The organism is Streptomyces sp. NPDC086787 (assembly GCF_044745865.1).
Taxonomy (GTDB): domain Bacteria; phylum Actinomycetota; class Actinomycetes; order Streptomycetales; family Streptomycetaceae; genus Streptomyces.
The window spans coordinates 314,942-337,485 of the sequence record NZ_JBIVBC010000003.1 but is presented as its reverse complement, the minus strand read 5'-3'; the positions used below and the strand labels follow the sequence as shown (position 1 = coordinate 337,485).

General features: G+C 71.8%; 22 protein-coding genes. 6 read left to right on the top strand and 16 right to left on the bottom strand.

The window, feature by feature from the left end; genetic code table 11:
- Positions 1–110 precede the first annotated feature (110 nt).
- The 3 genes from ACIPK3_RS11170 to ACIPK3_RS11160 all read right to left on the bottom strand — a co-directional run bounded on the left by ACIPK3_RS11170 (position 111) and on the right by ACIPK3_RS11160 (position 3,167).
- On the bottom strand, positions 111–1,004 hold the full coding sequence (locus ACIPK3_RS11170; RefSeq protein WP_402568335.1) for an alpha/beta hydrolase family protein: 894 nt from the start codon (positions 1,002–1,004) through the stop codon (positions 111–113).
- 101 nt (positions 1,005–1,105) lie between these two features.
- A complete protein-coding gene (gene kynU / locus ACIPK3_RS11165; protein ID WP_402568333.1) occupies positions 1,106–2,290 on the bottom strand; it encodes a kynureninase in 1,185 nt (394 codons plus the stop codon).
- Entirely contained in the window at positions 2,283–3,167 is an 885-nt protein-coding gene (locus ACIPK3_RS11160; RefSeq protein ID WP_402568332.1) for a tryptophan 2,3-dioxygenase family protein, read from the bottom strand. Before ACIPK3_RS11160 ends, kynU begins: the two co-directional genes overlap by 8 nt.
- A 163-nt stretch (positions 3,168–3,330) precedes the next feature.
- Here ACIPK3_RS11160 and ACIPK3_RS11155 point away from each other — a divergent pair, with 163 nt between their 5' ends.
- Positions 3,331–3,750, top strand: coding sequence for a DUF3151 domain-containing protein (locus ACIPK3_RS11155; RefSeq protein ID WP_402568330.1), 420 nt, complete (start codon positions 3,331–3,333; stop codon positions 3,748–3,750).
- Between the two features lie 16 nt (positions 3,751–3,766).
- On the opposite strand, the gene ACIPK3_RS11150 is transcribed toward ACIPK3_RS11155, so the two are convergent.
- The 8 genes from ACIPK3_RS11150 to ACIPK3_RS11115 all read right to left on the bottom strand — a co-directional run bounded on the left by ACIPK3_RS11150 (position 3,767) and on the right by ACIPK3_RS11115 (position 11,600).
- The gene (locus ACIPK3_RS11150) at positions 3,767–5,293 is read right to left on the bottom strand and encodes an MFS transporter (protein WP_402568329.1); all 1,527 of its coding nucleotides are present in this window, start codon (positions 5,291–5,293) and stop codon (positions 3,767–3,769) included.
- A 66-nt stretch (positions 5,294–5,359) separates the two neighbouring features.
- Complete coding sequence (fbaA, locus tag ACIPK3_RS11145) at positions 5,360–6,382, bottom strand: class II fructose-bisphosphate aldolase (protein WP_402568327.1); 1,023 nt, start codon at positions 6,380–6,382, stop codon at positions 5,360–5,362.
- Positions 6,383–6,535: 153 nt separating this feature from the next.
- Complete coding sequence (gene pyrE / locus ACIPK3_RS11140) at positions 6,536–7,084, bottom strand: orotate phosphoribosyltransferase (protein ID WP_402568326.1); 549 nt, start codon at positions 7,082–7,084, stop codon at positions 6,536–6,538.
- Between the two features lie 9 nt (positions 7,085–7,093).
- Entirely contained in the window at positions 7,094–7,882 is a 789-nt protein-coding gene (locus ACIPK3_RS11135; protein WP_402568325.1) for an aldose 1-epimerase, read from the bottom strand.
- A gap of 13 nt (positions 7,883–7,895) precedes the next feature.
- The gene (locus tag ACIPK3_RS11130; protein ID WP_402568323.1) at positions 7,896–8,696 is read right to left on the bottom strand and encodes an SRPBCC domain-containing protein; all 801 of its coding nucleotides are present in this window, start codon (positions 8,694–8,696) and stop codon (positions 7,896–7,898) included.
- 81 nt (positions 8,697–8,777) lie between these two features.
- Complete coding sequence (locus tag ACIPK3_RS11125; protein WP_402568322.1) at positions 8,778–10,295, bottom strand: polyamine aminopropyltransferase; 1,518 nt, start codon at positions 10,293–10,295, stop codon at positions 8,778–8,780.
- 79 nt (positions 10,296–10,374) lie between these two features.
- A complete protein-coding gene (locus ACIPK3_RS11120) occupies positions 10,375–10,911 on the bottom strand; it encodes a DUF2617 family protein (protein WP_402568320.1) in 537 nt (178 codons plus the stop codon).
- Positions 10,912–11,276: 365 nt separating this feature from the next.
- Positions 11,277–11,600: a hypothetical protein gene (locus ACIPK3_RS11115; protein WP_402568318.1), complete on the bottom strand. Its 324-nt coding sequence runs from the start codon at positions 11,598–11,600 to the stop codon at positions 11,277–11,279.
- A gap of 126 nt (positions 11,601–11,726) precedes the next feature.
- Between ACIPK3_RS11115 and ACIPK3_RS11110 the strand changes: the two genes are divergently transcribed.
- On the top strand, positions 11,727–12,911 hold the full coding sequence (locus tag ACIPK3_RS11110) for a pyridoxal phosphate-dependent aminotransferase (protein ID WP_402568316.1): 1,185 nt from the start codon (positions 11,727–11,729) through the stop codon (positions 12,909–12,911).
- A gap of 1 nt (position 12,912) precedes the next feature.
- Here ACIPK3_RS11110 and ACIPK3_RS11105 read toward each other — a convergent pair whose 3' ends face one another.
- On the bottom strand, positions 12,913–13,233 hold the full coding sequence (locus ACIPK3_RS11105; protein WP_402568315.1) for a hypothetical protein: 321 nt from the start codon (positions 13,231–13,233) through the stop codon (positions 12,913–12,915).
- Positions 13,234–13,333: 100 nt separating this feature from the next.
- On the opposite strand from ACIPK3_RS11105, the gene ACIPK3_RS11100 reads away from it, so the two are divergent.
- Entirely contained in the window at positions 13,334–14,593 is a 1,260-nt protein-coding gene (locus ACIPK3_RS11100) for a hypothetical protein (RefSeq protein ID WP_402568313.1), read from the top strand.
- Positions 14,594–14,597: 4 nt separating this feature from the next.
- Here ACIPK3_RS11100 and ACIPK3_RS11095 read toward each other — a convergent pair whose 3' ends face one another.
- Positions 14,598–15,134: a YbjN domain-containing protein gene (locus ACIPK3_RS11095; protein WP_402568311.1), complete on the bottom strand. Its 537-nt coding sequence runs from the start codon at positions 15,132–15,134 to the stop codon at positions 14,598–14,600.
- A gap of 115 nt (positions 15,135–15,249) precedes the next feature.
- Entirely contained in the window at positions 15,250–17,847 is a 2,598-nt protein-coding gene (gene clpB / locus ACIPK3_RS11090) for an ATP-dependent chaperone ClpB (protein ID WP_402568310.1), read from the bottom strand.
- An 89-nt stretch (positions 17,848–17,936) separates the two neighbouring features.
- Between clpB and ACIPK3_RS11085 the strand changes: the two genes are divergently transcribed.
- The gene (locus ACIPK3_RS11085; protein WP_402568308.1) at positions 17,937–18,353 is read left to right on the top strand and encodes a pyridoxamine 5'-phosphate oxidase family protein; all 417 of its coding nucleotides are present in this window, start codon (positions 17,937–17,939) and stop codon (positions 18,351–18,353) included.
- A 210-nt stretch (positions 18,354–18,563) separates the two neighbouring features.
- On the opposite strand, the gene ACIPK3_RS11080 is transcribed toward ACIPK3_RS11085, so the two are convergent.
- Positions 18,564–18,899: a hypothetical protein gene (locus tag ACIPK3_RS11080; RefSeq protein ID WP_402568306.1), complete on the bottom strand. Its 336-nt coding sequence runs from the start codon at positions 18,897–18,899 to the stop codon at positions 18,564–18,566.
- 270 nt (positions 18,900–19,169) lie between these two features.
- On the opposite strand from ACIPK3_RS11080, the gene ACIPK3_RS11075 reads away from it, so the two are divergent.
- Positions 19,170–20,180 (top strand): helix-turn-helix transcriptional regulator, encoded by a 1,011-nt coding sequence (locus ACIPK3_RS11075; RefSeq protein WP_402568305.1) that lies wholly within the window; start codon positions 19,170–19,172, stop codon positions 20,178–20,180.
- 36 nt (positions 20,181–20,216) lie between these two features.
- Complete coding sequence (locus ACIPK3_RS11070) at positions 20,217–21,239, top strand: LuxR C-terminal-related transcriptional regulator (RefSeq protein ID WP_402568303.1); 1,023 nt, start codon at positions 20,217–20,219, stop codon at positions 21,237–21,239.
- On the opposite strand, the gene ACIPK3_RS11065 is transcribed toward ACIPK3_RS11070, so the two are convergent.
- Entirely contained in the window at positions 21,154–22,248 is a 1,095-nt protein-coding gene (locus ACIPK3_RS11065) for a LuxR C-terminal-related transcriptional regulator (protein WP_402568301.1), read from the bottom strand. The genes ACIPK3_RS11070 and ACIPK3_RS11065 overlap by 86 nt on opposite strands.
- Between the last annotated feature and the right edge of the window lie 296 nt (positions 22,249–22,544).

Genomic DNA, 22,544 nt, shown 5'->3' with positions numbered 1-22,544 from the left:
ACGGATCACGACGTGTCGCCCGCGTCCGGCTTGGGAGGGGTTCCGGCGCGTAGCACTCAAGGCCTAGGGGGACGACGGGGCTCCCTCTCAGGGACCGCCAACCACTGCTTCTACCAGGCCAGTTGCGCGATCTCCTCGGCCACCACCGCGCACGCGTCCGCCGCCGGGTCGATCAGCGGGAAGTGACCGGCTTCCTCCAGCAGGGTCAGCCCCACCACCTCACCGGACCTGGCGGCCGCGTCGGCGTACGCCTCGGCGACCTCCTGCGGCACGACCAGGTCGGTACGGCCCTGGACGAGGGTGGTGGCGATACCGGTGGGGAGGAGCAGGGCGGGGTCGGCGAAAGGCCGACGCTCGGCGAACTTCTCCGGTCCGCCGAGGAGTTGAAGGGACGCGTTGCCGCACACGCCGAGCTTCCCGGCGACCTCGAAGTCCGCGATGGGGGCGAGGGCGACCACACCGCGCAGGGGCGCGGGCCCGGCCGTGCGCCAGGGCGCGCCGGCGGGCAGGACGTGCCTGGCCGCCGCCCACAGGGCCAGGTGACCGCCCGCCGAGTGCCCGGTGAGCACCGTACGGCGCGGATCGGCCCCCGGGAGCGCCTCGCGGACCAGCGCGGGCAGGGCGTCCAGCGCGGCGGCCATGTCGTCGAAGGTGTCCGGCCAGCGCCCGGCCACCGGACCGGCACCGCCCTGGGCGGGGATCGTGCCGCCCCGCCGGTACTCGACATTGGCCACGGCGAAGCCACGGCGGGCCAGGTAATCGGCGAAGGGGGTGATGTGGCGGCGGTCGTACGCGGCCCGCCAGGCGCCGCCGTGCACCACCACGACCAGCGGCGCGGCCGAGTCCGGGGACGGCGAACCGGCGTCGCGCGGGGCGTAGAAGTCGATCACCTGGTCGGGGTGGTCGCCGTACGCCGCGGTGCCGTCCGGGGCGACGGGCGGATGCGAGAAGGCCGACTCCTCCTCGGCGGCGGCGCGGGCGGCGGCGTCGGCGGCGTCGGACATACTCCAACCTCTCAGCGAAGCAACGGGTCTGGACGGTACCAGGCCGATCACCCGGCCGATCACCCGCAGGAATCCACGCCGCCGCGCCACCCTTAGGCGGCCTAGCCGAGCACCTCCCCCAGCACCCGTGCCGCCCGTTCGGTGTCCGCGAAGCCGACGTACAGCGGGGTGAAACCGAAACGCAGGAGGTCCGGGTGGCGGAAGTCGCCGACCACGCCCCGTTCGATCAGCCGCGGCATCACGTCGACGGCGGTGGGGCAGCGCAGCGCGACCTGGCTGCCGCGCTCCGCGTGTGCCTCCGGGGTCAGCGACTCCACGGTGCCGGGCGGGGCGTAGGCCGTCACGCACTCCAGGAAGAAGTCCGTGAGGGCGAGGGACTTGGCGCGCACCGCGTCCATGGACACCCCGTCCCAGACCTCCAGCGCGGCCTCCAGGGCGAGCATGGAGAGGATGTCCGGCGTGCCGACGCGACCGTGCAGGGCGCCCGGCGCGGGGGCGTAGGCGGGGCGCATGCCGAACGGCTCGGCGTGCGAGTTCCAGCCGGGCAGCGGACTGTCGAACCGGTCCTGGAGGCCGGTCCGCACATACAGGTACGCCGGTGAACCCGGGCCGCCGTTCAGATACTTGTAGGTGCAGCCGATGGCCAGGTCCACCCCGTGCTCGTCCAGGCCGACCGGCAGCGCGCCCGCGCTGTGGCACAGGTCCCAGACCGAGACGGCGCCCGCCGCACGGACGGCGGCCGTGAGCGCGGGCAGGTCGTGCAGGCGTCCGGTGCGGTAGTCGACGTGGTTCAGCAGCACCGCCGCCGTACGGCCGGACAGCACGCCGGGCACGTCGGACGGGATCACCGGGCGCAGCGCTCGTCCGGTGAGCCGGGCGGCGGACTCGGCGATGTAGGTGTCCGAGGGGAAGGCGGTGGCGTCGACCAGGATCTCGTCCCGGTCCTCCCCCGCCATCCGCACCGCCGCCACCAGCGCCTTGAAGACGTTGACGCTGGTGGAGTCGCCGACCACGATCTGCCCCGGCGCCGCCCCGACCAGCGTGGCGATCCGGTCGCCGATCCGTTCGGGAGCGGTCCACCAGCCGCTCTCCTGCCAGGAGCGGATGCGCAGCTCGCCCCACTGGCGGCGGACGACGTCATCGACCAGGGCGGGGACGTGCACGGGCAGCGCGCCGAGGGAGTTGCCGTCCAGGTAGACGACGTCGTCGAGGACGAAACGGTCGCGCAGGGCGGCGAGCTCGTCGCCGGCGTCGAGCTTCTCCGCGCGCAGGGCATGCTCAGACATGGGATCTCGCCGTCCACAGCTCGGGGAACACGTTCTTGCGGGCTCGTTTCTCCAGCCAGGCCACCCCGGCCGAACCGCCGGTGCCTGCCTTCGCGCCCATCGCCCGGCGGGTGGCGACCAGATGGTCGTTGCGCCAGCGCCAGACCAGCTCGCCCACGTCGGTCAGCGCCTCGCCCAGCCGGGCGAGCTCCGCGTCCGCGTCGCCGGAGTAGACGGCGGTCCAGGCCTCCTCGACCTCCGGCGAGGGCTCGTAGCGCAGCGACACGTCACGGGCGAGGAACGACTCGGGGACCGGGTGGCCGCGCCGTGCGAGGAGCCGTACCACCTCGTCGTACAGGCTCGGCTCGTGCAGGGCCTTCTCCAGCTCCGCGTAGACGCGCGGGGCGCCCCGGTGCGGTACGAGCATCGACGCGGACTTCTCGCCGAGCAGGAACTCCATGCGGCGGTACATCGCCGACTGGAAGCCGGAGCCCTCGCCGAGGGCGGAGCGGTACGAGTTGAACTGGGCCGGGGTGAGCTGCCCGAGCGGCCGCCAGGAGGCGTTGAGCGCCTCCAGCTCCCGAACGGAACGTTTCAGCGCGTCGACCGCCACCGGCACCCGGTCCTCGCGCAGGGCACGGGCCGCGGTCTCCCACTCGTGCACGATGACGGTGAACCACAGCTCCATGACCTGGGTCGTCACCAGGAAGACCATCTCACCGGGGTCGTCGGAGAGGGTGTGCTGGAGGTGGGTGAGCACGTCCGCCCGGACATAGTCCTCGTACGGCGTGGTGCCGGCGAAGTCGAGATGCGGGGTCTCGGGCTCAGTGGCCTCAGCGGCCCCGGGCACTTCTACGGCCTCGGGGGCTTCGGTCGGGGGATGAGCCTGGTGGGACATCGCTGTCTCCTGCTGTTGCTCCGGGTAGCGGTCCGCCCCTGCCGATGCCGGCACGGGGGCCCCGGTCCCCACCGGCATCCTCCGTAATCACCCCGGTCACGGCAAGCCCTGACCGGGGTGGACGTCGTCGTCGGTGCCGGTCCGCCGGTGGCAGACTGCATCCATGACGACCCACACGAACCTGCTCGGCGGCCCCGACCCGACGTACCTCCCCGCGAACGAGGAGGCCTACCGCCTGCTCGACGACGAGTCCCTGCCGCCCGCCGAGGTGGCGGCCAGGTACCCGACGTTCTCGCCCGCGTGGGCGCTGCTCGCCGAGGAGGCGTTCGCGGGGGGCCGGGTGATCGAGTCGTACGCGTACGCCCGCACCGGCTACCACCGGGGGCTCGACGCCCTGCGGCGGGGCGGCTGGAAGGGTCACGGCCCGATCCCCTGGAGCCACCACCCCAACCGGGGCTTCCTGCGCTGCCTGGCCGTGCTCGCGCAGGCCGCCGAGTCGATCGGCGAGAAGGACGAGAGCGAGCGGTGCCGGCAGTTCCTGCGCGACAGCGACGAGACGGCGTTCGCCGAGCTCCTGGGGTGACCCGTGCGGGGGGCCGTCATCGGGGGCCGCGGCCCCCGGGCTCCCCTTTCGGGCCTGGACGGGCCTCGTCCCCGATCGCCCGACGGGCCGACAACGCCGGCCCCCGTTCCAAGGGGGGCGCGGTCACACAGCCGTGGTGACGGCACTCCGGGCGGCGGCAGCCCGGGGGCAGGCCCCGGACGAACGTGAACGCCAGGGCGGCGCCGACCACCAGCACGCCCGCGCAGATCGGCATCGCCCTGTCGAACGCGGCGTTGAAGGCGGGCGGCGAGCGGTACGCCTCGGGGCCCATGCCGGTCAGCACGGGCAGCGCGGCCACCGCGATCAGGCCGGCCGCGCGGGCCGCCGCGTTGTTGACGCCGCTGGCCAGTCCCGCCCGGGTGACGTCCACGGAGGCCAGCACCGTGGCGGTCAGCGGGGCGACCAGGGCGACCATGCCGGTGCCCATGACCAGCAGGGCGGGCAGGACGTCCGTGAGGTAGTCGGCGTGCGGGCCCACCCGCAGCATCAGCAGCATCGCGACCGCGCACAGCAGCGGGCCGACGGTGAGCGGGACGCGCGGGCCGATGCGGTCGGCCAGCGCGCCCGAGCGGGCCGAGAACAGCAGCATCATCACGGTGGTCGGCAGCAGCGCCGTGCCCGCCTGGAGGGGCGAGTAGCCGGCCACCACCTGGAGCTGGAGCGCGGTGAGGAAGAAGAACCCGCCGAACGCCGCGTACACACACAGGGTGACCAGGTTGACGGCCGTGAACTGGCGCGACGCGAAGATTCCCAGGGGCAGCATCGGGTCGGGGCGGTGTTTCTCCACGTACACGAACACTCCGGCGGCCGCCAGGCCCGCCACGCCGGTGGCGATCACGGCGGGTGATCCGTTGGGCGCCTCGATCAGCGCGTACGTCACCAGGGCCAGCGCCAGGGCGCCCAGCACCGCGCCGAGGACGTCGAAGCGGCCGTGACCGCCGCCGTCGTGCGACTCGGGCACGTGCCGTACCGCGACGGGGACGCAGACCAGGGCCACCGGCACGTTCAGCAGGAACACCCAGCGCCAGCCGGGGCCGTCCACCAGCCAGCCGCCGAGGAACGGGCCGACGGCCGCCCCGACGCCCCCGAACCCGGACCACAGGCCGACCGCCCTGGCCCGGTCGTCCGGATGGAAGGAGGCCTGGATCAGGGCGAGCGAGCCCGGGGTGAGAAGGGCGCCGCCGATGCCCTGGAGGGCGCGGGCGGCGATGAGGACGCCCGCGTTCGGCGCGAACCCGCACAGCAGGGACGCGGTGGCGAACCAGACCACGCCCACGACGAAGGTCCTGCGGCGGCCGTACCGGTCGCCGAGTGATCCGCCCAGCAGGATCAGACCCGCCAGGGTCAGCATGTACGCGTTGACCGTCCACTGGAGGGCGGCCAGGTCCGCGTTCAGATCCTCGCCGATGCGCGGCAGCGCCACGTTGACGACGGTCGAGTCCAGCATGGCCATGCTGGAACCGAGCACCGTGGTGAGCAGGATCCACTTGCCCTGGGACGAGGCCAGCCGGACATCTGGCATGTACCCAGGTATACCCCGCCACGGCCGTACGGCGACATGCTCGTACGGCCGTGGAACCGGGGCCCACTACTTGATCTTCATGCCCGCCGAGCGCAGGTGCTGGGTCGCCTCCAGGACACGGGCGGCCATCGACGCCTCGGCCACCTTGCCCCAGGTACGCGGGTCGTACGTCTTCTTGGAGCCGACCTCGCCGTCGACCTTCAGGACGCCGTCGTAGTTCTTGAACATGTGGTCGGCGACCGGGCGGGTGAACGCGTACTGCGTGTCGGTGTCGATGTTCATCTTGACGACGCCGTTCTCCAGCGCGGTCGCGATCTCCTCCTCGGAGGAACCGGAACCGCCGTGGAAGACGAAGTCGAACGGCGACGGCTTGCCGAACTTCGCGGCGACGCCGTCGGCCAGCTCCTTCAGCAGCTCGGGCCGCAGCACCACGTTGCCCGGCTTGTACACGCCGTGCACGTTGCCGAAGGACGCGGCGAGCAGGTAGCGGCCCTTCTCGCCGAGGCCGAGTGCCTCCGCCGTACGGATCGCGTCGTCGACCGTGGTGTAGAGGGAGTCGTTGATCTCGTGGGAGACGCCGTCCTCCTCGCCGCCGGTCGGGGTGATCTCCACCTCAAGAATGATCTTGGCGGCGCGGGCGCGCTCCAGCAGCTCCTGGGCGATGGCCAGATTGTCGGCGAGGGTCTCGGCGGAGCCGTCCCACATGTGCGACTGGAAGAGCGGGTTCTGACCGTTCTTCACCCGCTCCTCGGAGACCGCCAGCAGCGGACGCACATACCCGTCGAGCTTGTCCTTCGGGCAGTGGTCGGTGTGCAGCGCGACCGTGACCGGGTACTTCGCGGCGACGATGTGCGCGAACTCGGCCAGCGCGACCGCGCCCGTGACCATGTCCTTGCTGTACTGACCGCCCAGGAACTCGGCGCCACCCGTCGAGATCTGGATGATGCCGTCGCTCTCCGCCTCCGCGAAACCGCGCAGGGCCGCGTGGAGGGTCTGGGACGAGGTGACGTTGATGGCCGGGTAGGCGAACTTGCCTGCCTTCGCCCGGTCGAGCATCTCGTTGTAGACCTCAGGGGTTGCGATGGGCATGTGTCCGCTCCTTGTTGTACGGGTTGCGGGTTGGGTTGCTGCGTCCTACGTACTACTGCCCTGACCTAGGGGGTGACGTCGTCGTCGGGCTCATCTTCGCAGACGGAGCCGGATCCGAGGGCCACCCCGTCCAGCCTGTGGAAAACTCCGCGCTCAGTCCAGACCCAGTTCGTCCTTGGAGTAGGCGAACCGGTACGGAACCCCCGTACCCGCCTCGATCTTCTCGGCGGCGCCGGTCGCCCGGTCCACGATGGTCGCCACGGCGACGACCTCGGCACCCGCCTCGCGCACCGCCTCCACCGCGGTCAGCGGCGAACCGCCGGTGGTGGAGGTGTCCTCCACCACCAGCACCCGGCGGCCCTGGATCTCCGGGCCCTCGACGCGCCGCTGAAGACCGTGCGCCTTCGCCGCCTTCCGTACGACGAAGGCGTCCAGCCTGCGGCCCCGCGCCGCGGCGGCGTGCAGCATCGCGGCCGCGACCGGGTCGGCGCCCATGGTCAGCCCGCCCACCGCGTCGAAGTCGAGGTCCGCGGTCAGCTCCAGGAGCACCTCGCCGACCAGCGGGGCGGCCTCGCCGTCGAGGGTGATGCGGCGCAGGTCCACGTAGTAGTCGGCCTCCAGGCCCGACGACAGGGTCACCTTGCCGTGCACCACGGCCTTGTCCTTGATCTGCTGAAGCAGCGCGCCACGTACGTCCGTCATACCGACAGCTTAGAGGCGGCGCCAACTCCAGATGGTGCTGGCCTCCAGCGGCTCCAGCGGTGTGACCAGGCGCGGCGCGGTGTTCAGCCCGTTCGGCGGGCCCGTCTGGGGCTCCACGCAGATGGCCTCCGCCTGCTCGTCGTAGACGACGGCCCACTGCTCCGGGCTCGTCACCCGCAACTCCAGCTGTCCCGGCCAGGTGAGCGTGGCGTCCACCCCGCCCGGCATGCCGAAGCAGTCGTCCCAGGGGCCCGGCTTCGGGTCGATCCGGTGACCGGTGGGCAGGTGGTCGTCGCCGCGCTCCTCCTGCCAGGCAGGGGTGAAGTCGAGCCGCGCGTCCTCGCCGCCCAGGCTGCGGTTGAACCAGGGGTGCCAGCCGATCTGCGCGGGGAACGAGGAGTCGTACGTCTCCACGGACATGGCCAGCGTCAGCGTGTCCTCGGTCAGCGTGACGCACTGGGTGACACGGCCGGAGTAGGGCCAGGGGTCCACCAGGTCGTACGTCAGGACCGCCTCGTGCGCGGCGAGCCGGGCGACTCGCCAGGCGCCGTCGCGTGCGGTGCCGTGGATGGCGTGCGGCGGGGAGTTGAGCGGCATCTGGTGTTCGGTGCCGCCGCTCAGGAAACGCCCCTCCCTGATACGGCCGCACCAGGGCACCATCGGGAAGCAGCCGAAGCGCTCGCCCTGCCGCAGCAGTTCGACGCCGCCGACCCGCAGTCCTCCGACACGGCAGCCGTTGCCGGGCCGCACCGTCACTTCCGCGTCGCCCGCGGTCAGCGTGATGTCTTCGTTACTCACGGCACGACCCTACTCAACTGCGTCTGCGCAGCGCCCGCCCCACCACGATCGCCGACGCCACGGCCAGGGCGGCGGCCGGCGCCGCCCAGCGCAGCGTGGTGCGCCCGGCGACGGTCTGCGGGGCCGGTACGGGGGCGTAACGGCCGCGCGGCGGGGCGTGGTCCACCTCCTCCGCGCTGCGCCCGATCATCGTCCGCCGCGCGTGCGCCGCCTCGGCGGGCGGTACGGCGGCCTCGGTGAAGTCCGCGGCGGAGTCCAGGGAAGGATCCGAGGAGGGGTCCAGGGCGGGGGGCGGGACCTCGGTGTCGAAGACGGAGGCGGGTGTGGCTGTGGGTGTGTCGGTGCTCTCCGGCGCGGGCCCGGGCTCCGGCTCCGGTTCGGGTTCGGGTTCCTCCGCCGTCGCGCCGAGTCCCTCCACGAAGCGGCTCAGCAGCCGGGTCGCCGCCGATGTCACCGCCTCCGGCGGCAGTTCCGCGACCCGGCCGTCCGCCGTGGCCGTGCCGTCGAAGGTGACCGTGGTGCCGCCGTCCGTGTCCCGCAGCCGCAGGGTGAGCGCGTATTTCACGGAGCCGGTGCCCCGGGCCTCCGTCGCGTCACCCTCGACGGCATACGACCCGTCGTCCCTCGGGGTGACCCGGGCCGACCCCCGGTAGGTTACCGAGTGGCTGCCGACCCGCACCTTCAGCCGGCCCGTGACCGGCTCCGCTCCGGCGTCCTGCTGGAGCCCGGGAACCGCACGGGCGACGCGCGCGGGATCCCCCAGCGCGGCTCGCATGCGGTCGGGGGGAACCGGGACGAAGACCTCGTGCTCCATGTTCGCGAAGCCTACCCATGTGCGGGCGGGGCGTATCCTCCCTCGCGTTTTTTGGGTCGGCCGGTGTTAGGCGGCCGGTGTTCAGTAGCGAGGGTGCACCAGTGTCGACGGGGGCGGGTCCTCGTGCGGCGGACGCGGTGTCCGGTGTGCGTACGGCGGTGTCAGGGGCGGTGCCACCGGTCCCGGCGCGGCCAGCAGGAAACCCCGCTCGCGTGGGCCCCGGTAGGGCGAGGTGGCGAAGCCCGCCGCGCGCAGGGTGGCGTCCACCGTCCAGAAGGCGTGCCGGCCCGCGTGGACGACCAGACGCCCGCCGGGGGTCAGCGACCGGCGGGCCAGGCCGTAGAACTCCTGTGAGTAGAACTTGGTGCTGTCGGTGAGGCAGGGGTCGGGCAGGTCGGCGATGACGACGTCGTACCGCGCCCCGGGTGTCTCGCGCAGTCGGGCGAACGCGTCGCCGGTGGTGATGTGGACGCGGCGGTCGTCGTACGCGTGGTGGTTGAGGCGGGACAGGGGCGGGTCCTCGCGGGCCAGCCGGATCAGGCCGGGGTCGCGTTCGAGCACGTCGAGCCGCCGTACGTCCGCGTGGCGCAGCACCTCCCGCGCGGCCAGCCCGTCCCCGCCGCCGAGGATCAGCACGCGCGCGTGCGGGCCCCGCATCGCCGGGTCGACCAGGGCCGCGTGGTAGCGGCGCTCGTCACGGCCGTCGACCCGCAGCCTGCCGTCGAGGAAGAGGTCCAGCGGGCGGCCGTGGGTGCCGCCGGTGAGGACCACCTCCTGGACGTCCGTCCGGACCGCGACCCGGACGTCACCGCCGTACACCGCGTGGCGTGCGGCCCGTTCGAAGTCGTCGACGAATACGGCCGCGCAGGCGAGGGCGGCGAGGACGGCGAGGCCCGCGGCCAGCAGCAGCCGGCGGGCGCGCCGGGTGAGGTCGCGCCGGAACAGGCCGAGGACGAGGGCGCCGCCCGCGACGACGTTGACCGCGCCGGTGAGCAGCGTGCCGGTCAGCTGACCCAGACACGGCAGCAGCAGGAAGGGGAAGGCGAGGCCGCCGGCCAGCGCGCCCACGTAGTCCGCCGCGAACAGGTCGGCGACCGCGCCGCCCGCGTCCTGGCGGCGGATCCGCTGGATGAGCTCCATCAGCAGCGGGACCTCGGCGCCGATGAGCAGTCCGATGGCGAGGGAGAAGGCGACCAGGATCCAGCGCGGTCCGTCGGCCCACAGGCCGCCCCAGGCGCCGGTCCAGGCGAAGACCGCGTACAGGGCCATCGCGCTGCATCCGCCGATGAGCGCGAGCATCGCCTCCACCGCGCCGAAGCCGGCCGCGCCGTACCGGCGCAGCCGTTTCGCGGCGAGCGAGCCGATGCCCATCGCGAAGACCATCACGGACAGCACGACGGAGGCCTGGGTGACCGTGTCACCGGTCAAGTACGACGCGAGGGCGACGAGTTCGAGTTCGTACACAAGGCCGCAGGCCGCGCAGACGAAGACGCACGCGAGGACCAGGAACCGACCGGTCCCGGGCCGTACGGGCAGCCGCGCGGGGGCGCCCCAGGACGGCGGCGAGCCGGGGCGGGCGGGCGCGTGCGGATCGATCACTCCCCGACGTTACGTCACATGCCCGGCACGCTTTGTCACCCACACGTGTGGAACTGAAGTTCCTTGGCGTGCGGGATGTTTACGCCGTCAGCCGCTCCGGACGGGCCACCGGCACCCGCACGCCCACCCTGGTCCGGGTCGCCACCAGTTGGCCGTCCTGCGGATAGGCGTGCCAGGTACGCCAGTGCACCTGGCCCTCGTGCCGCTGGGCGAGCATCGCGGTGAAGGCGTGCGGGCTGCCGGGGAAGACCCCGGCGAGGCCCTGCGGGTGGTCGGAGACGAGCGCCAGCAACTCCTGGGCGCGGCCCGCGAAAGAGCCGGGCGTGAGGACCTCCACGCGGGCCGCGAACTCGTACTCCCAGTCGCCGACCCGCTTGGCCACGCCGAGCGGCAGGGGCGTGCTGGACCCCGGGATGCACGCCACCGTCTCCGAGCAGGCGCCCCGCTGCTCGTCCAGGAGCACCTGGTGGGACGCGCCGAGCAGCCGCAACTGGAGCTTGGCACCCGTGAGTTCGAGGTCGAGAGTGGCAAGGGCGGGGAGCGGCTCCCGTCCCAGCGCCCAGGCCAGGTCGGCCGCGCGTGTATCGGTGTAGGAGGTGTTCAGGGTCGTGAGCATGGATCGGCTCCGCTAACGCGCAAAGAGACAAAGAGAAAAGGGAGGAGGACCCGGCGCAACCCCGTTCGGCACCGGGGGGATCGGCTCCGCCGACCCGGTCGGCTCCGCCGGCCCGGCCGGGGAGGAGATGTCTGCGGGACGTCCGAGGGGCTGCGATGGCGTTTTAGAGGGAATCATGAACTGCGGCGCCGCCACAGCGTTTTTACCCAACTTCGTGGGGTTTCCATCCCTCAGGGGGCTGCACAGCTCAACTGTTCAACAGTGTCCGATGCATCCGCCCGCCCCCCGGCTCCCGCAGGCCCCCTCCCCCTGGCCTCTCCCGCCTCTCCTGTCCCCCATGTCCCCTATTTCGCCTGTCCCTCCGGTCAGTTGCCTCCGCCGCATCCGCCGCCGCCACCGCAGGACGAACCCCCGCCGCAGGACGAACCGCCGCCGCAGGAGGAGTGGCCACCGCCGCACGAGTGCCCACCGTGCCCGCCGTGCCCGCTGTGTCCCCCATGGCCTCCGTGGTGCCCGTGGTGACCGCTGGACGACGAGTCCGCGGCCGCGCCGCCCGCCCACCAGCTGCTGCTGTCGGACGACCCGGACGAGCCACCGCGCCGGCCGCCGCGCCGCCTCGCGCGCCGCGAGCGTCCCAGGGCCGCGATGAACAGGACCACCATCACCATCAGGACGATGCCGATTTCCATGGCGTCACCCTCCTTCCGTCCCCCGAAGCGTCCCCCCGTGGGCGCCTCGTCTGTGCGTGAGACGGGGATGCCCGGCCCACGCGGACGCCAAAGCACAGTTGAGGAACTCCAGAGCTTCGGCGCAGGATGACGGGCATGACCTCAAGCGCACGCCCCCTGCTCAACCGCCGGCTCGCCGGGTTCGGGACGACGATCTTCGCCGAGATGTCCGCGCTCGCCGTGCGGACCGGGTCGATCAACCTGGGCCAGGGCTTTCCCGACACGGACGGCCCCGAGGAGATCCGCGAGGCGGCCGCGCGCGCCCTGCTGGAGGGGCGCGGCAACCAGTACCCGCCGGGGCCCGGCATCCCCGAGCTGCGCACCGCGATCGCCGACCACCAGCGGCGCCGCTACGGCCTCGACCACGACCCGGACACGGAGGTGCTGGTCACGGCGGGCGCCACCGAGGCCATCGCCGCCGCGCTGCTGGCGCTGCTCGAACCGGGTGACGAGGTCGTCGCGCTGGAGCCGTACTACGACTCCTACGCCGCGTGCATCGCGATGGCGGGCGGCACCCGGGTGCCGGTCACCCTGCGCCCGGACGGCGGCGCCTTCCGCCTCGACCTGGACGAGCTGCGCGCCGCGGTCACGGACCGCACCCGCCTGCTCCTGATCAACACCCCGCACAACCCGACCGGCACGGTCCTGACCCGCGAGGAACTGTCCGCGGTGGCCGAGCTGGCGGTGGAACGGGACCTGCTGGTGGTGACGGACGAGGTCTACGAGCACCTGGTCTTCGACGACGCCGTGCACCTGCCGCTCGCCACCTTCCCCGGCATGCGCGAGCGCACCGTGACGATCGGCTCCGCCGGCAAGACCTTCTCCTTCACCGGCTGGAAGGTCGGCTGGGTGACGGCGGCACCGGAGCTGGTGACGGCCGTGCGCTCGGTCAAGCAGTTCCTGACGTACGTGTCGTCGGGGCCGTTCCAGTACGCGGTCGCCGAAGCCCTGGCACTGCCCGACACGTACTTCTCCGAGCTGCGCGCCTCCATGGCGGCGAAGCGGGACCTGCTGGCCGCGGGGCTCGCCGACGCGGGCTTCGAGGTGTTCCGGCCGGCCGGCACCTACTTCGTCACCACCGACATCCGCCCGCTCGGCGAGAAGGACGGCCTCGCCTTCTGCCGCGCCCTGCCCGAACGCGCGGGCGTGGTCGCCGTCCCCAACGCGGTCTTCTACGACGACCAGGACGCGGGCGCCCCCTTCGTACGCTTCGCGTTCTGCAAACGGGAGGAAGTGCTGCGGGAGGCGGCGGAGCGGCTGCGCCGTCTCTGAGTCAGCGGTCGGTGGCGGTCCGGCAGCGTCGCACCAGGTCCACCGCCGCGATCAGGGAGAGCCCCGGCTGGGCCTCGCGCAGGGCCTTGATCGCGTGGATCTCGCTCTCGCGCGGGTCGATGTTCCGGCCGGTCAGCACCTCGCGGACCCAGCGCACCTGAGGGTCCTCGCCGGCGCCGATCCCGTCGACTATTTCCAGGGCGCGCCGCAGGCCGGGCGCGTCCGGGGTGCCCTCGGCCCCGTGGAGGGCCTCCTGGAGCGCGACGCGGGCGCGGTCGAGCTCGTTCAGTACGACGATGTGCGTTTCCTTCTTCGTGAACATGCAGGAGATCATCCCCGATCCACCGGCGGGCACCGAGAAGCAGACGAAGCCCGGCGTGTCACGCCGCCACGCCGGGCCGCCGTCAACCACACCCGCTCGGATGCTCCCTGCTCGCGAACCGGCGATCTCCACTGCAAGGTGCGGAGATGTGACGACCCACGCCAGCACCACGTACGCCCCGTCCGCGGTCACACACGAGCCCGGTCACCGGGACCGTGTCCGCCCCCGGCTGTCCCTCGCCGCGGCGAGCGGGGTCGCCGTCGTACTGTTCGCCGTCACACGGGTGACGCAGGCCGCCGTACTCGCCGTGGCCGCGTGGACCACCGGCCGCCAGCCGCTCGCCCTGCTCGGCCGGTCCTGGGACTCGCTGTGGTACCTGGGTATCGCCGCGCACGGCTACGGCCGCACGCTGTACTTCAAGCCGGGCATCGTCCACAGCGACCTGGCGTTCTTCCCGCTCTACCCGGCGCTGGTGCGCGCCGTGACCACCCTGACCCCGCTCGGCGGAGGTGCCGCCGGACTGGTGGTGTCCTGGACCGCGGCCGCGGTCGCCGCCTGCGGCATCTACGCGCTCGGCGAGCGGCTGCACGGCAGGGCCGTCGGCACCGCGCTGGTCGTGCTGTGGGGACTGCTGCCGCACTCGGTGGTGCTGTCGATGGCGTACACCGAGCCGGTGCTGACCGCGTTCGCCGCCTGGTCGCTGTACGCCGTGCTGAACGGCAACTGGCTGTGGGCGGGCGGCCTCGCGGCGCTGGCCGGGCTCTCCCGGCCGAACGGGTTCGCCGTCGCCACCGCCGTCGTCGTCGCGGCGGCCTGCGAGGCGTATCGCGGGTTCCGGCGCGACGGGCACGTTTCCCACAGGCTGTGGACGGGCGCCGCGCTGGCCCCGCTGGGCTGGTCGGCGTATGTGCTCTGGGTGGGCCTGCGCAAGGGCGACCCGCTGGGCGGCTACTTCGAGGTGCAGCGGCTGTGGGGGTCCCGGTTCGACCTGGGGCACGGCTCGCTGCACTTCGTCCGCGGGCTGCTGCTGCACGGCAACCGGTTCGTCTTCCCGATGACGATGGTGATCGTCGCGGCGGCCGTACTGCTGTACGCGCTGCTGATCGCCGACCGCGCCCCGCTGCCGCTGCTGGTGCACAGCGGGGTGCTGCTGCTCATCGCGCTCGGCGGTTCCGGCTTCTTCGAGTCCAAGCCGCGCTTCCTGCTGCCCGCGTTCCCGCTGCTGCTCCCGCTGGCCTGCGCGCTGGTACGGACGGCGAGAGCCCGGCCCTGGCACGCGACCGTGGTGGTCTGCGCCCTGGCCGGGCTCTCCTTCGTCTACGGCGCGTATCTGGTCGTGTTCGCCCACACGCCGCTGTGAACGCCTACTCCGACGCGTCGTCGTCGCCGGGCTCCTCGGCCTCGTTGACCGCGTTCTCCAGGCCGAGCTGCTCGACCAGCCACTTGTCGAACTCGATGGCGGCGCGCACCCAGCTGACCGTGGAGGAGACGAAGTGGTTGAGGTCGACGCCCGTGCCGATCAGCATCTGCGCCTCACCGATGAGGCGGACGCTGCCGTCGTCGTGGGTGTGGCTGTAGACCTTGGGCCACAGGGTCCGCCGGTTCCAGTCGTCGATGGACTCCAGGAGCTGCGGCTTCTCGTCGATCTTGTGGGGGCGGTCGTAGAACGTCCGCACCGAGAAGACGGCCTGCTCGGCCTCCCCACGGAACATGAAGTAGGTACGGAACTGCTCCCACGGCGCCGCGAGGTCACCCTCGTCGTCGACGACGTACTTGAGCTCCATCTGGTCGAGGAGCTGCTTCACGAGGTCCTGATCCGGGACGACGGGGCCCGCTGGTCCTTGGGGCTGCGGCTCGGGCTGGCCCCCGAAATTCGGAATCGAGGACGGGTCGATGGTCACCGTGAATTTCCCTTCGTACGGATTCTGTCATCCTCCCCCATGCGGGGAGGGGGGTGGCAAGCCCGGCCCCCGCCTGTCAGCCGACGGCTGACAGGATCCGTCCTTCCAGCGCCGGTCACAGCGTTTTCCCGGTCGCCGGACCCACGATCAGCCCTTCGCCGAAACGGTCCACCCGGACCGTGTCGCCGTCCTTGATCTCGCCGGAGAGGATCTCCCTGGCGAGCCGGTCGCCGATGGCGGTCTGGACCAGGCGGCGCAGCGGACGGGCGCCGTAGGCCGGGTCGTTGCCCTCCTCGGCGAGCCAGGCGAGGGCCTCGTCCGTGATCTCCAGGCCGAGCCGGCGCTCCGCGAGCCGCTCCGCGAGCCGGTCGATCTGGAGGCGGGCGATCCTGGCCAGCTCGTCCTTGCTCAGCGCGGAGAACACCACCAGGTCGTCCAGCCGGTTGAGGAACTCCGGCTTGAAGGCGGTCCGTACCGCCTCCAGCACCTGTTCCTTCTTCTCCGTCTCGCCGAGCACCGGGTCGACCAGGTACTGGCTGCCCAGGTTGGAGGTGAGCACCAGGATGGTGTTGCGGAAGTCGACCGTGCGCCCCTGACCGTCCGTCAGTCGGCCGTCGTCCAGCACCTGGAGCAGGATGTCGAAGACCTCGGGGTGCGCCTTCTCCACCTCGTCCAGGAGCACGACGCTGTACGGCCGCCTGCGCACCGCCTCGGTGAGCTGGCCGCCCTCCTCGTAGCCGACGTAGCCGGGGGGCGCGCCGACCAGCCGGGCCACGCTGTGCTTCTCGCCGTACTCCGACATGTCGATGCGGACCATGGCCCGCTCGTCGTCGAAGAGGAAGTCGGCGAGCGCCTTGGCGAGTTCGGTCTTTCCGACGCCGGTGGGGCCGAGGAAGAGGAAGGAGCCGGTGGGCCGGTCGGGGTCGGCGATGCCGGCGCGGGAGCGGCGTACGGCGTCGCTCACCGCGCGGACCGCCTCGCCCTGGCCGATCAGCCGCTTGCCGAGCTCGTCCTCCATGCGCAGCAGCTTCTGCGTCTCGCCCTCCAGCAGCCGCCCGGCGGGGATGCCGGTCCAGGCGGCCACGGTGTCGGCGATGTCGTCGGAGCCGACCTCGTCCTTGACCATGGTGTCCCGGGAGGCCTCCTCCTCCGCCTCGGACGCGGCCTCCAGCTCCTTCTCCAGGGCGGGGATCTCGCCGTAGAGCATCTTGGATGCGGTGTCGAAGTCGCCGTCGCGCTGCGCGCGTTCGGCCTGGCCACGCAGGTCGTCCAGGCGTTCCTTCAGCTCGCCGACCCGGTTGAGGGACTGCTTCTCCTTCTCCCAGCGGGCGGTGAGGCCACGCAGCTCCTCCTCCTTGTCGGCGAGGTCACGGCGCAGCCGGTCCAGGCGTTCCCGGGAGGCCGGGTCGGTCTCCTTGCCGAGGGCGAGTTCCTCCATCTTCAGCCGGTCCACGGACCGCTGGAGTTCGTCGATCTCGACGGGGGACGAGTCGATCTCCATGCGCAGCCGGGAGGCGGCCTCGTCGACGAGGTCGATGGCCTTGTCGGGCAGGAAGCGGGAGGTGATGTACCGGTCGGAGAGGGTGGCCGCGGCCACCAGGGCGCTGTCCGCGATCTGCACCTTGTGGTGGGCCTCGTAGCGGCCCTTGAGCCCGCGCAGGATGGCGATGGTGTCCTCGACGGTCGGCTCGGCGACCAGCACCTGCTGGAAGCGGCGCTCCAGCGCCGGGTCCTTCTCGATCCGCTCGCGGTACTCGTCCAGCGTGGTGGCGCCGACCATGCGCAGCTCACCGCGGGCCAGCATCGGCTTGAGCATGTTGCCCGCGTCCATCGCCGAGTCGCCGCCGGCGCCCGCGCCGACCACGGTGTGCAGCTCGTCGATGAAGGTGATGATCTGCCCGTCGGAGTCCTTGATCTCGGCGAGGACGGTCTTGAGGCGCTCCTCGAACTCGCCGCGGTACTTGGCCCCGGCGACCATGGCGCCGAGGTCGAGCGCGACGAGCCGCTTGTTCTTCAGGGACTCGGGCACGTCGCCCTTGACGATCCGCTGGGCGAGCCCCTCCACGACGGCGGTCTTGCCGACGCCGGGCTCACCGATGAGCACCGGGTTGTTCTTGGTGCGGCGGGACAGCACCTGGACGACCCGGCGGATCTCGTGGTCACGGCCGATGACCGGGTCGAGCCGGCCCTCGCGGGCGGCCGCGGTGAAGTCGGTGCCGAACTTCTCCAGGGCCTTGTACGACCCCTCCGGATCGGCGTTGGTCACTCTGCGTCCTCCCCTGGCCTTCTGGAAGGCCTCCTGGAGCTTCCTTGCGTCGGCGCCCTGCCCCTTGAGCACGTCGGCCGCCGGGCCGCCCTTGGCGGCGATGCCCATCAGCAGGTGTTCGGTGGACAGGTACTCGTCGCCGAGGTCCTTGGCGCGCTCTCCGGCGTCGGCGATCACGGCCAGCATGTCGCGGTTCGGCTGCGGGGGCGCGACGGTGGAGCCGGCCACGCTGGGCAGCGCGGCGAGGATCCGCTCGGCGCCGGAGCGCACGGCGGCCTGGTCGGCCTCGACGGCCGTGAGCAGGTCGGTGATGTTCTCGTTGTCCTGCCCCTGGAGCAGGGCCAGGAGCAGGTGGGCCGGGGTGAGGTCCGGGTTGCCCTCGGTCACGGCCCGGTTGCCGGCCGCGCCGATCGCGTCCCGGCTCCTGTTGGTCAGCTCGGCGTCCACGTTCGCGTTCTCCTCCCTGTGCTGACTTGACCAGCGTACACAAAGTTGAGTCCATTCCGCTCAAGGTCGCCGGTATTAGCTTCCTGGGTATGAGCAGCCACTCCCACCCCACGGATCCGGCCACCCCGGACGCCGCGTACCTCGCCTTCTGGCGGGAGCGCCATCTGTGCACGCTGACGACCCTGCGCCGGGACGGCAGTCCGCATGTCGTACCCGTCGGGGTTACCTACGACCCCGAGGCGCGGCTGGCCCGGGTGATCACCAGCGGGTCGAGCGCGAAGGCGGCCCATGTGCGGGCGGCGGGAGAGGAGGGCGCCCGGGTCGCGGTCTGCCAGGTGGACGGCCGCCGCTGGGCGACCCTGGAGGGCCGCGCCCGGGTCCGCACCGAGCCGGACCGGGTCCACGAGGCGGAACGGCGCTACGCCGAGCGCTACCGGACCCCGCGCGAGAACCCGTCCCGGGTGGTGATCGAGATCGAGGTGACGCGAACGCTGGGCAAGGGCTGAGACCGGTACGACGACCGGCACGACCACCGGCGCGGTACGGCGGCGGGGCGGCAGGGCAAGGAGGCGGGGCGGTGGTATTCAGCCACTACGAGAATGCCCCCATGCCCTGAAATATCCCCGAAAACTACAGCGGCGTCACCGTGTTCAGGTCACGGTGACGCCGCTGCGGGGGGAAGTGCCTGGGCGATGTTTTACGACGGGGGAATCGCGTCAGGCACTGCGGGGGGTGGCCGAGATGGTCCTCATGCCCGAAACCTCCGGCTCAGCGAGCCGATGGTCCCGTTGGTCCAGGTTCACAAAGATCATTCCGTACCGGACGGCACACCTCACCGGCTGCGGCGCCCCGCGGGGCTTGCGCAGGCAGCGGTACGCCCGTACGTCCTCGTCGTCGTCACGGGTGACGACGACCGGCTCGCCGAACACCGTGACCATCAGCGAGTCACCACTGTGGGGGATGGCGGTGACCAGGTCGATGAAGTGCCAGCCGGAGCGGTAGGCGGTGGCCATTTCGCGGCGGAAGGAGCGGTCGTCTGGTGGGGTGGTCACGTCAGCCCCCAGTTCTGGCTGTCGTGTCGGCGCGCACTGCCACCGTGGGCCACTCGGTGATCGCCCGCACATCGCTCTTGGCGCCGGCGAGGCCACTCAGCACACCCACGGAAATCAGAGCGGAAAAGGCGGCGCCGAGCACCGAGCGAAGCAGTCTGTTACGCATTGTCGGCTTCGTCCTCACTTGAAGGTCCCCTTTTCCCCCGTCAGGTACGACGATGGCTCATTCAGGCACGTGGTGGCCACACAATCGGTGCATCATGTTCCTGCATGTTCAGGAGCCTGGGGGGTGGAGATTTGGCAACATATCGGGCGAAGGTGGAACATCCTCACGCGATAACCGAGCTGTGCGACGAGGGAAGTCGTGTCTACGCCACCGCACTGCGTACCGGACGCGTAAACCGCACGGACGCCGAGGTTGTTCCCTGCCTGATGGAATTCGCCCTCCTCCACCCGGATCCGGACGACCCCAGCTGGCTCCGCCCGGTCGCACCGGCCACCGCTCTCGCCCGGCGGCTCAACCCCATCGAGCGCGAGATCAACGCCCGACGGCAGCTCTCGGTCGAACTCGCCCAGATATTCGAGCCGTTCATGTCCATCGGCGCGGAGGTGAACACCCCCGGCGATTCCATCACCCTCCTGGAAGGCGGCGAGCGGATCAACGCGGCGCTCAACCTGGCCACTTCACAGGTCCAGAGCGAACTCGTCACGCTGCAGCCGTCCGACCGCATATCGGAGAGCAGCCTGCTGCAGAGCCTGGAGCGCGACCGGGCACTGATCGAACGCGGAGTGAAGATCCGGAGCCTCTACCAACACACGGCCCGCTACAACCCGGAGAAGCTGGCGTACTCGGCGCTGCTCTCCGACGGCAAGGTCGAGTACCGGACCATCGACGAACTGGTCGAGCGGCTCATCATCGTCGACCGCACGATCGCCTTCATCCCGGCCCGCGACGACCAGAAGGTCGCCCTCGAACTGCGCCACCCCGGCCTGGTCCGCTACCTCATGAAGGTCTTCGAGTACCTGTGGGACCGGGCGGTCCCGATGAGCGCGGGCGGCCCGTACGCGGCCGACTCCGACGGCATCACCGAGATCCAGCACTCCATCGCCAAGCTGCTCGTGGAAGGACATGTCGACGAGGCCATCGCCCGCCGCCTCGGCATGAACGTCCGCACCTGCCGCGCCCACATCGCGAAGCTCGCCCAGTCCCTGGGCAGTGGCAGCCGGGCCCAACTCGGGTTTCTCATAGCCCAGTCCGGAATCCTGCAACAGGAGCCCTGAACGGCAGGGCGGGAGAGCCAAGGGGGATGGCCACTCGTGACCGCGACCGTGCACGACCACAAGCCCGAGGAACTGTGCGAGGCGGGCCTGGAGCTCTACGCCCGCGCACTGCGGGACGGCCATGTACCGGCCCACACCGTCACCTTGCTGACCTGCCCCGTCGACGCGGGTCTGCTGCAACCGGACTTCGAGGACCCGAGCCGCCTGAACCCGGTGGCCCCCGCCGTCGCCCTACCCCGGCTGCTGCGCACCGTGGACGAGGACGTAGCACACCGGCGCCGGCAGGGCGCCCGCCTCGCCGAGGCGTTCGAGCCGCTTCTCGCGATGTCGGCGCCCAGGACCGACCCGGCCGAGGCTCTGGGCATCCGGGTGCTGAGCGGCATCGACCGGATCAACGTCGCCATCTCCGAGGCCATGGCCGGCGTGTCGGGAGAGGTCCTCGCCATCCAGCCGCACTCCCTCGGGAACCTGGTGGTCAGGGCCGCCTCCCTGAGACGTGACCAGGACCTGCTCGACCGCGGCGGCCGCATCCGCGCCCTCTACCAGCACACCGTGCGCCACCAGCCCGCGATCACCGCCCGCTACGAGCAGCTGCGCGGCGACGTGGAGGCACGCACCCTGGACCAGGTCACCGAGCGGCTGCTCATCATCGACCGCCAGGTCGCCTTCATCCCGGCGAGCAAGGACCGCACGCTCGCCCTCGAGGTCCGCCACCCCGCCCTGGTCGAGTACCTCGTCACCGTCTTCGACCGGTTCTGGCACCTGGCCACGCCCATGCACCCCGTGACCGCCCAGCCTCCCTCACCGGACGGCGTCACTCCCCGGCAGCACGCCATCGCCGCCCTGCTGGTCGAGGGCCACACCGACAGCGCCATCGCCGAACGACTCGGCATGAACGTCCGCACCGCCCGCGTCCACATCGCCAAACTCGCCGCCACCCTGGGCAGTGAGAGCAGAGCCCAACTCGGCTACCTCATCGCCCGGTCGGGGATCCTCGACCCGGAACACCCGGAAGACCGGAGGGATCCGGCAGACCGGGGACACCGGGAACACCGGTGACCGTCCCGGCGTCGGCGGCGCGCGGCGGGCCGTCCAGACCGGCCTGGGCGATGCGCACTCCCAGCTGTGTACGGCTGACCGCGCCGAGCGTCTCCGACAGGCGGGCGATGTGGGCCCGGCAGGTGCGCACACTGATCCCGAGGCGTTCGGCGATCACCGCGTCCTGGTGGCCCTCCGCCAGCAGCGCGGCGATGGACCGCTCGCGGTGCGAGATGCCCTCGATACCGGTCTCCGGCAGCGGGGCGGTCAGCGGGACCGCCAGGCGCCACAACCGCTCGAAGACCGTCACCAGGTAGTCCACCAGAGCCGGGTGGCGCAACTCCAGGGCCATGGTGCGGTCGGTGTTGGCCGGGATGAAGGCCACCGTGCGGTCGAACAGGATCAGCCGGTCGATGACCTCGTCCAGGGTGCGGGCCTGGACCGTGTCGCCCATCAGCTCCAGGTAGTTGAGCAGCCCCTGGCCGTGCCGGGCCACGTGCGTGTACAGGTCTCGCATGCGCACGCCCCGGCCGCGCAGGGTCAGCGCCCGGTGCAGGCCCTCGGTCAGCTCTGCCTCCCGGCGGATGCCGCCGGGCTGGACGGTGAGCACCTCGGTCGTACAGGCCTCGGTCGCCTCGTCCATGGCGGCCTGGATGCGGGCGAGGCCGTCGAGGACCCGGATGGCCGTGCCCTCCGCAGAGACGGGCGCGGTCGTCGGGATACGGCGGCCCAGGGCGGCGTACCACTCGAACGCGGAGACCGCGGAGTCCAACCGCCGCCGGCTCTCCCGGACCTCGTCACAGACCCCGTGCAACAGCCGTGACATGACCTCCTGCGGTGCGGTCGGCACCAGCCAGTCCATGTCGTCGGGGTCGGGGTGCAGCAGCGCCAGCTCCAGCAGACAGGGCACCGGTCCGGCATCGGCGCGGGGCACACGGCCGTGCCGTACGGCCCGGGAATACACGCGGTCCCCGGCCTCGCACAGCCGGTCGGCACCGTGGGGATGCGTCTCCGTCCCGTGCCCGGCCATCGCCCATTCCACCCCCGGGTCGGTGCTACTTCGCTACTTCCGTGGCGCAACTATGCGCGGACGGATCCGGCCTCCGCAACACCGCTCACCCCGACGCGGCCACCGTATTGCACCGCTGTACCCCGGTTCCTCCCATCCTCCGCCCTTCTCATTGCAACAAGATGACGGTGGTGAAGCTGTGGCCATAGGTGCATCGTTGTTCTCGCTTCCCCCGGGTGTCCGGACACCCGGAGCGGCCCCGGAACGGACACCCCCCGTTCGTCCGGGGCCGCAACCCACAGCTCTCGCCCGCGGTG

Bases quoted from the DNA above. Each gene is read 5' to 3' on its own strand.
- ACIPK3_RS11170 (WP_402568335.1), bottom strand. From the start codon at position 1,004: ATGTCCGACGCCGCCGACGCCGCCGCCCGCGCCGCCGCCGAGGAGGAG.
- kynU (WP_402568333.1), bottom strand. From the start codon at position 2,290: ATGTCTGAGCATGCCCTGCGCGCGGAGAAGCTCGACGCCGGCGACGAG.
- ACIPK3_RS11160 (WP_402568332.1), bottom strand. From the start codon at position 3,167: ATGTCCCACCAGGCTCATCCCCCGACCGAAGCCCCCGAGGCCGTAGAA.
- ACIPK3_RS11155 (WP_402568330.1), top strand. From the start codon at position 3,331: ATGACGACCCACACGAACCTGCTCGGCGGCCCCGACCCGACGTACCTC.
- ACIPK3_RS11150 (WP_402568329.1), bottom strand. From the start codon at position 5,293: ATGCCAGATGTCCGGCTGGCCTCGTCCCAGGGCAAGTGGATCCTGCTC.
- fbaA (WP_402568327.1), bottom strand. From the start codon at position 6,382: ATGCCCATCGCAACCCCTGAGGTCTACAACGAGATGCTCGACCGGGCG.
- pyrE (WP_402568326.1), bottom strand. From the start codon at position 7,084: ATGACGGACGTACGTGGCGCGCTGCTTCAGCAGATCAAGGACAAGGCC.
- ACIPK3_RS11130 (WP_402568323.1), bottom strand. From the start codon at position 8,696: ATGGAGCACGAGGTCTTCGTCCCGGTTCCCCCCGACCGCATGCGAGCC.
- ACIPK3_RS11120 (WP_402568320.1), bottom strand. From the start codon at position 10,911: ATGCTCACGACCCTGAACACCTCCTACACCGATACACGCGCGGCCGAC.
- ACIPK3_RS11115 (WP_402568318.1), bottom strand. From the start codon at position 11,600: ATGGAAATCGGCATCGTCCTGATGGTGATGGTGGTCCTGTTCATCGCG.
- ACIPK3_RS11110 (WP_402568316.1), top strand. From the start codon at position 11,727: ATGACGGGCATGACCTCAAGCGCACGCCCCCTGCTCAACCGCCGGCTC.
- ACIPK3_RS11105 (WP_402568315.1), bottom strand. From the start codon at position 13,233: ATGTTCACGAAGAAGGAAACGCACATCGTCGTACTGAACGAGCTCGAC.
- ACIPK3_RS11100 (WP_402568313.1), top strand. From the start codon at position 13,334: ATGCTCCCTGCTCGCGAACCGGCGATCTCCACTGCAAGGTGCGGAGAT.
- ACIPK3_RS11085 (WP_402568308.1), top strand. From the start codon at position 17,937: ATGAGCAGCCACTCCCACCCCACGGATCCGGCCACCCCGGACGCCGCG.
- ACIPK3_RS11075 (WP_402568305.1), top strand. From the start codon at position 19,170: ATGTTCAGGAGCCTGGGGGGTGGAGATTTGGCAACATATCGGGCGAAG.
- ACIPK3_RS11065 (WP_402568301.1), bottom strand. From the start codon at position 22,248: ATGGCCGGGCACGGGACGGAGACGCATCCCCACGGTGCCGACCGGCTG.